Below are 7,999 nucleotides of genomic sequence, written 5' to 3'. Positions count from 1 at the left end.
CTGGTGTGCTGCTGGCTCGCCCACGGCGGGGTGCGGGTGAACGCGGGGCGTGGGGGGGGGGGGGGCCGCGGGGGGCCCCCCCGGCTAAAGCGCCGCCCTGGTACCGGTGCTCACCGGACCGGTCGCCGTCGCGGCGCGAGCCGCATCCGCTTCGACCTGGTCCGCCGTCAAGGCGTACCCCGTTTCCGGGTCCGACGTGGAGCGGGCGAAGACGACGCCGTAGACCTTGCCGGACGGGGTGAGGAGGGGGCCGCCGGAGTTGCCGGGGCGGACGGTGGAGCGGATGGAGTAGACGGTGCGGGTGGTGACGCCGTCGCCGTAGATGTCCTGGCCCTTGGCCCGGACCTCGTTGGCGACGGTCGCGGCCCGCAGGTCGAGGCCCCCGTTCTCGGGGAAGCCCGCGACGACCGCGGCGTCTCCCCGCTTGGCGGTCTTGTCGAAGGGCAGGACGGGCGCGTCGAGGCCGGGCACGTCGAGGACGGCGACGTCGGTGCGCGGGTCGAAGAGGACGACCTTCGCCGGCAGGGCGCGGCCGACGCCGCCCACGCGGACGGTCGGGCGGCTCACCCCGGCGACGACGTGCGCGTTGGTCATCACGTGCCGCTCGGCGTAGACGAAGCCGCTGCCCTCCTGGCCGCGGCGGCTGCCGCCGACGTCGGCGACTCCCTCGACCTTGACGACGCTGTCGCGGGCGGCGCGGGTGGCGGCGGCGGTGACCGCGTCGCCTGAGGGCTTGGCGACGCCGGTGGCCGGTTCGTTCTCGAAGGGGTTGAAGACCTGGGGGAAGCCCGCGCCCGCGAGGGCGTCCGTGGTCCGGCTGAACCAGGTGGGCGCCTGCTCGGGCATCGCCTTCTGCACGGCCCCGAGCAGGGCGGAGTCCTTTATCTCGCGGGTGAGCAGCGTGGAGTTCGCCGAGACGAGGACGCTCGCGGCGACCCAGCCGACGAGCAGGACGGCGAGGGAGTTGACGGCGGCACCGCCTATCCCGTCCACACCGCGGACGGGCGCCCAGGTCAGGTGGCGGCGCAGCCGCCAGGCGAGCCGCCCGGCCAAGGCGTGCCCGATGGCGGCGGGGATCAGGACGACCAGGACGGCGACGACGGCCGCGGTCGAGGTCCCGGCGTCGAAGGGCTCCAGCGCGTAGGGCAGGGCCCAGACGCCGAGGACCGCTCCGCCGAGGAACCCGGCGAACAGCACGAGGCCGGCGACCAGGCCGCGCCGGAAGCCGGAGACGGCGTAGGCGACGACGATCAGCATGAGTAGCACATCGAGCAGGTTCAACGCGGAGCCCTTTCCATCACACGCGCCCCCGATCGCGTCCACCGGTGTGGACTAGAGAAAACGCCCGTACGGGGACCAACGGTTCCCTGTCGTGGTGTGCGCCACAGGTGGACGGAAGCGCGGAGGGGCGCGAAAAGGCCCGGCGGCGGACCCCTGGGTCAGGGTCCCACCGCCGGGCCGGTTACCGCCAGTAGCGTCAGACGCGGCTGAGTTCGCGGTCGCCGTCGGCGTCCGGGTCACGGTCCGCGGCGGCGGGCGCGGGGTGCGCGAGCTGCTTCTGCAGGCCCTCGCCCTCGACGTCCACGTTCGGCAGGATCCTGCCGAGCCAGCCCGGCAGCCACCAGGCGGCCTTGCCGAGCAGGGCGAGGACCGCGGGGACGATGGCCATGCGGACGACGAAGGCGTCGAAGAAGACGGCGATGGCCAGGCCGAAGCCGATCATCTTGATCATCGACTCGGAGGAGCCGATGAAGCCGGCGAAGACGCTGATCATGATGATCGCGGCGGCGGTGACGACCCGCGCGCCGTGCTTGAAGCCGGTCACGACCGCCTGGCCGGGACGCTCGCCGTGGACGAACGCCTCCCGCATCCGGGTCACGAGGAAGACCTCGTAGTCCATCGCGAGACCGAAGACGACGCCGACCATGAAGATCGGCATCATGCTCATGATCGGGCCGGTCTCCTCGACGCCGAAGAGCCCGCCGAGCCAGCCCCACTGGAAGACCGCGACGACCGCGCCGAGGGCGGCGACCACGGAGAGCAGGAAGCCGAGCGCCGCCTTGAGCGGGACGAGCACGGACCGGAAGACGACCATCAGCAGCAGGAAGGCCAGGCCGACGACGAGTGCCAGGTAGGGCAGCAGGGCGTCGTTGAGCTTCTGCGAGACGTCGATGTTCATCGCGGTGGAGCCGGTGACGAGCACCTTGGCGCCGGTGTCCGCGGTGATCTTGCCGCCCTTGTCGCGGATCGCGTGGACGAGGTCCTCGGTCTCCGTGCCGGTCGGCTTGGACTTGGGCACCACGGTGATCGTCGCGGTGTCACCGGCCTTGTTGAAGGCGGCCGGGGTGACCATGGCGACGTCGTCCATGCCCTTGATGGTGTTGACCACGGTGTCCGCGGCGGCCTTGGGGTCGCTCGCCTTCGCCGCGTCGGTGACGATCATCAGCGGGCCGTTGAAGCCGGCGCCGAAGCCGTCCGCCAGCAGGTCGTACGCCTTGCGCTGGGTGCTGCTCCTGGGCTGCGCCCCGTCGTCGGGCAGGCCGAGCTGGAGGGAGGCGGCGGGCACGGCGATCGCGCCCAGGCCGAGCACACCGGCGGCCAGTACCCAGACCGGCTTGCGGAGCACGAAGCGGGCCCAGCGGGTGCCCATGTTGGGCTTGTCCGTGTCCGCCGGGCGGCCCTCGCGCTTGCGGTCCTTGCGGGCCAGCACCTTGCGCGGGGCGAAGCCGAGCAGCGCGGGGATGAGGGTCAGCGCGATGAGGACGGCGATAGCGACCGTACCGGCGGCGGCCATGCCCATCTTCGTCAGCATGGGGATGTTGACGACGGCGAGGCCGGCCAGCGCGATGACCACGGTCAGTCCGGCGAAGACCACCGCGGAGCCCGCGGTGCCGACCGCCCGCCCGGCCGCTTCCTCGCGCTCGCGGCCCTCCGCCATCTCGGCGCGGTAGCGGGAGACGATGAACAGCGCGTAGTCGATGCCGACCGCGAGGCCGATCATCATGGCGAGCGTGGAGGTGTTGGTGGAGAGGTCCAGCACCGGCGCGAGCGCGGCGATCGAGGAGACGCCGATGCCGACGCCGATGATCGCGGTGAGCAGCGGCAGCCCGGCGGCGACCAGCGAGCTGAAGGTGATCAGCAGGACGACGGCGGAGACGGCGATGCCGATGATCTCGGAGCCGCCCTCGGGCATCGACTGGAGGGCGCTGCCGCCGATCTCCACGGTGAGCCCGGAGTCCCGGCCGTGCTGCGCGGCATCCTTGAGGTTGTCGCGCGTGCCGTCGGTCAGGTCCTGGGGCTTGGCCTTGTAGGAGACCGAGGAGTACGCGACCGTGCCGTCCTTGCTGACGGCGTGCGTGGTGAAGGGGTTGGCGGCCTTGTCCACCTGCGAGCCCTTGAGCTCCGCGATGGCCTTCTCGACCGCCTGCTGGTTCTTCGCGTCGGTGATCTTCTGGCCGTCGGGGGCCTTGAAGACGACGCGGGCACTGGCGCCGTCGGGCGTCTGGCCCGGGAAGCGCTGCTCCAGCAGGTCGAAGGCGGCCTGCGCCTCGGTACCGGGGATGGAGAAGTCGTTGTTGGTGGACTTGGACGCGGTGGCGGCGCCCGCACCGGCGAGGACCAGCAGCAGCACCCATATGAGGGCTGCGTACCAGCGCCGCCGGAAGGCGAGCCGGCCGAGTCGGTAGAGGAAGGTGGCCACGGGGTTCGTGCTCCCGTCGTGTCGTGATTGGCGAACAGGGCGTGGGGTACCGGCCCGACGACGAGAGCGGCGCGTCAGGGTGGGGGGGCGGATGGATCTCTGGGGTGAGGGTGGGGTCAGAGGCCGAGGGCGGGGACCATCACGGCATCGATGTAGTGGGACAGGTACGCGGCGTCCGCGGTCCGGTCCTCGATCAGCTGTCGGGTGACGAACGCGCCGACCATCATGTGCCCGACGTAGTCGAGCGCGGGATTGTCGGCGGCGATCTCGCCCCGGTCGACGCCGCGGCGCATCACCGCGTCGAGCCCCGCGAGCTCGGGCTCGATCAGCATCTCGCGCAGGGCGCGGAGCAGATCCGGGTTGGTGTGGATCGCCCGGCCGAGACCCCGCATCAAGGCGGCGTCCTTCTCCATCTGCGCGTCGTCGGCGGCGCACACCAGGGCCTGGAGGTCGCCGCGCACCGAGCCGGTGTCCACGTCCGACGTCTTGACCGGCTTCTGGTGCCGCAGCGCGCTGGCGACCAGCTCGGGCTTGCCCCGCCACTGGCGGTAGAGGGTGGCCTTGCTGGAGCGCGTACGGGCCGCCACGGCGTCCATGGTGAGGGCGTCGTAGCCGACCTCGCGCAGGATTTCGAGCACCGCCGCGTAGAGCTCGCCCTCGCGTTCGGGCGTGAGCCGGGTGCGGCGCGGCGCCGTCGGCTCGGGTGGGTCCGCAGGCATGTGCCACTCCTTTCCGGCTTGCGCGAACTACGCGAACGAAACGGTTTCGTACGCGTACGAGCGTACGGCGCGGCTCTGCGAAACGGCGACGTTTCGATGGTGTTCTCCGTCACGGACCGAGTTGCCGTGGGCTGCCGGGGTGGAAACGATGGACGGGTGAGTGATGCGTATCTGCGGTTCCCTCATCTCCACGGCGGTCTGCTCTGCTTCACGGCGGAGGACGACCTGTGGATCACCCCCCTCGCCCCCTCCGGGGAACGGGCCTGGCGGCTGACCGTCGACCGGACCCGGGTCGGGCACCCCCGCTTCTCCCCCGACGGCCGGCACATCGCCTACACGACCTGGCGCAGCCTCGACCCCGAGATCCACCTCGCCCCCGTCGACGGCGGGCCCGCCCGCAGGCTGACGTACTGGGGCAGCAGCGACGCCCGGGTCTGCGGCTGGGCGCCGCCGGACCAGGACGGGCACTGCGACGTCCTCGCCGTCTCCTCGCACGGCCAGCCGTTCTCGTACTTCTCCTGGGCCTACCGGCTGCCCACCGACGGCAGCCCCGGCAACAAGCTGCCCTGGGGCCCGGTGTCGGACATCGCGATCGGCGGGCCGGAGCACCGGACGCTGCTGCTGGCGGGCAAGCCGCCGCACGAACCGGCCGCGTGGAAGCGCTACCGCGGCGGCGCCACCGGGCGGCTGTGGCTGCACGGCACCCGGCTGGTGCCGGAGCTCGCGGGCCACCTGGACGCGCCGATGTTCGTCGGCGACCGCATCGCGTTCCTCTCCGACCACGAGGGCGTCGGCAACCTCTACTCCTGCCTGCCCGACGGCTCCGGGCTGCGCCGGCACACCGACCACGACGACTTCTACGCCCGGCACGCCGCCACCGACGGCTCGCGCGTCGTCTACCAGTGCGCGGGCGAGCTGTGGCTGGTGGACGACCTCGGGCCGGGGGCCGTCCCGCGCAAGCTGGAGGTACGCCTCGGCGGGCCGCGCGCCGGACGCCGCCCGTACCAGGTGCAGGCCGCCAACAACGTCGACGCGCTGACCGTGGACACCACCGGCCGCGCCAGCGCCGTCCAGGTGCGCGGCAGCCTCTACTGGCTCACCCACCGCGACGGCCCGGCCCGCACCATCGCCGACACCCCGGGCGTGCGGGTACGGCAGCCGGAGATGCTGGGCTCGACCGGCCAGGTCGCCTATGTCACGGACGCCGAGGGCGAGGACGCGATCGAGGTCGCCCAACTGCCGCGCGCCGCCGGGCCCGCCGCGCCGCGCCGCCTCGCGGCGGGCCGGATCGGCCGGGTGCAGGAGCTGGCCGCCGCCCCGGACGGCGGGCGGCTGGCCGTCGCCGCCCACGACGGGCGGCTGCTGCTCGTGGACACCTCGCCGGAGGGCGACGGCGAGGCCGTCGAGCTGATCCGGTCGGTCAACGGGCCCGTGCGCGACCTCGCCTTCTCCCCCGACTCCGCGTGGCTGGCCTGGTCGCACCCCGGCATCGGCCGCTCCCTGCGGCAGATCAAGATCGCGAAGCTGGCGGAGCGGACGATCGTCGACGTCACCAACGGCCGCTTCGAGGACGAACAGCCCGTCTTCACCCGCGACGGCCGCTATCTGGCCTTCCTGTCGTGGCGCGGCTTCGACCCGGTCTACGACGTGCACACCGGCGACCTCTCCTTCCCGCTGGGCTGCCGCCCCTACCTCGTACCGCTGTCCTCGGCGACGCCCTCGCCCTTCGCGCTGACGACCGAGGGCCGCCCGGCCGCCGGGGGGCTCGACTCCGACGACAGCCGGGGCACGGACGGGTCGACGCTCATCGAGGCGGAGGGGCTGGAGAGCCGGGTGACGCCGTTCCCGGTGGCCGCGTCGAAGTACTCGGCACTGCACCCCGTCAGCGGCGGCGGCCTGGTGTGGCTGCGCTGGCCGATCTCCGGCGCCCTCGGCGAGACCTTCGCCAACCCGGCCGACACCTCCGGCCGCCCCACGCTCGAACACTTCGACCTGGCCAAGGCCAAGCGCACCGAACTCACCAGCTCCCTCGACTGGTTCGCGGTCAGCGGCGACGGCACCCGCCTCGTCGTCAACGACGAGGGCGAGCTGCGCACCGTGCCCTCCGGGGACGTCGGCGACTCCGACTCGACCGTCTACATCGACATGCGGCGCATCCTGCACGACGTGGACCCGGGCGCCGAGTGGCGGCAGGCGTACGAGGAGGCGGGCCGTATCGTCCGCGCCTACTTCTGGGAACCGGGCATGTGCGGCATCGACTGGGACGCGGTCCTGGCCCAGTACCGGCCGCTGGTCGACCGCGTCGCCTCCCCCGACGACTTCGCCGACCTGCTGCGCGAACTCCTCGGCGAACTGGGCACCTCGCACGCCTACGTGGTCCCGGCCCGCCGCAACGAGGGCCCGCCGCACTACCAGCGCGCGATCGGCCTGCTCGGCGCCAATCTCGTCCACGACAAGGACGGCTCCTGGACCGTGCGGCGCATCCTGCCCGGCGACTCCTCCGACTCCAAGGCCCGCTCCCCGCTGGCCGGTTCCGGCGTCCGCGAGGGCTCGGTGCTCACCCACGTCGACGGGCGGCCCGTGGACCCGGTGACCGGCCCCGGCCCGCTGCTCGCCGCCGCGGGCGGCACCACCGTCGAGCTGACCTTCCGGCTCCCCGACAGCGAGGGACACGACGGCGAGAGCCGCGGCGGCGAGGGGCACGCGCGCCGCGTCGCCGTCGTCCCGCTGGTCGACGAGCGCCCGCTGCGCTACCAGGACTGGGTCGCCAAACGGCGCGCCGTCGTCCGCGAGCTGAGCGGCGGCAAGTGCGGCTATCTGCACATCCCCGACATGGGCGGCTCCGGCTGGGCCCAGTTCAACCGCGACCTGCGGATGGAGATGTCCCGCCAGGCCCTCATCGTGGACGTACGGGGCAACGCGGGCGGCAACATCAGCGAGCTCGTCGTGGAGAAGCTCACCCGCACCATCGTCGGCTGGGACCTCACCCGCGGCGCCCAGCCCGTCTCGTACGCGAGCAACGCACCCCGCGGCCCGGTCGTCGCCATCGCCGACGAAATGACCTCCTCCGACGGCGACATGATCACCGCCGCCTTCAAACTCCAGGGCATCGGCCCGGTGGTGGGCCTGCGCACCTGGGGCGGCGTGGTCGGCATGACGGGCCGCCACCGGCTCGGCGACGGCACGTCGATCACCGTGCCGATGAACGCGGCCTGGTTCGACGCCTACGGCTGGGGCGTGGAGAACCACGGCGTCGAACCCGACATCGAGATCGACCGGACGCCCCTCGACTGGGCCGAGGGGCGACACAAGCAGATGGACGACGCGGTGCGCCTGGCGCTCGACCTTTTGGAACGCCACGGCTGCAGCAATCCTCCGGATTACTCGGACGTCCCGGACCTGCGGCGCCCCAAGTTGCCGCCGCGCTGACGGCTGCGCCACGTCTCGGGTGCGCCTACCGGGCGCCCCTTGCGGGGCACCCCCGGAAACGGCCACAGCACGTCGGGCGGACTGCAGAACAGTCCGCCCCACGGGAGGTTGCCGGTTACCCAGGGTGAGGGGCGGGAGGTGGTACAGGGTG

4 protein-coding genes are annotated in these 7,999 nt (G+C 72.7%); 1 reads left to right on the top strand and 3 read right to left on the bottom strand.

The window, feature by feature from the left end; genetic code table 11:
• Positions 1-84 precede the first annotated feature (84 nt).
• From ACWD4A_RS34935 to ACWD4A_RS34925, 3 genes are all read right to left on the bottom strand, one after another.
• Entirely contained in the window at positions 85-1,281 is a 1,197-nt protein-coding gene (locus ACWD4A_RS34935; RefSeq protein WP_451200449.1) for a MarP family serine protease, read from the bottom strand.
• A 196-nt stretch (positions 1,282-1,477) separates the two neighbouring features.
• The gene (locus tag ACWD4A_RS34930) at positions 1,478-3,700 is read right to left on the bottom strand and encodes an MMPL family transporter (protein WP_451200447.1); all 2,223 of its coding nucleotides are present in this window, start codon (positions 3,698-3,700) and stop codon (positions 1,478-1,480) included.
• 116 nt (positions 3,701-3,816) lie between these two features.
• Positions 3,817-4,419 (bottom strand): TetR/AcrR family transcriptional regulator, encoded by a 603-nt coding sequence (locus ACWD4A_RS34925; protein WP_451200445.1) that lies wholly within the window; start codon positions 4,417-4,419, stop codon positions 3,817-3,819.
• Between the two features lie 96 nt (positions 4,420-4,515).
• Here ACWD4A_RS34925 and ACWD4A_RS34920 point away from each other — a divergent pair, with 96 nt between their 5' ends.
• The gene (locus ACWD4A_RS34920) at positions 4,516-7,848 is read left to right on the top strand and encodes a S41 family peptidase (RefSeq protein WP_451200443.1); all 3,333 of its coding nucleotides are present in this window, start codon (positions 4,516-4,518) and stop codon (positions 7,846-7,848) included.
• The last annotated feature ends 151 nt before the right edge of the window (positions 7,849-7,999 follow it).

The organism is Streptomyces sp. NPDC002537, assembly GCF_053594975.1.
Note: the sequence above shows the minus strand (reverse complement) of the source record. Positions and strands in the feature narration are given on the sequence as shown.

Excerpts from the sequence above, each read along its gene's own strand:
- ACWD4A_RS34920 (WP_451200443.1), top strand. The coding sequence starts at position 4,516 with ATGGTGTTCTCCGTCACGGACCGAGTTGCCGTGGGCTGCCGGGGTGGA.
- ACWD4A_RS34925 (WP_451200445.1), bottom strand. The coding sequence starts at position 4,419 with ATGCCTGCGGACCCACCCGAGCCGACGGCGCCGCGCCGCACCCGGCTC.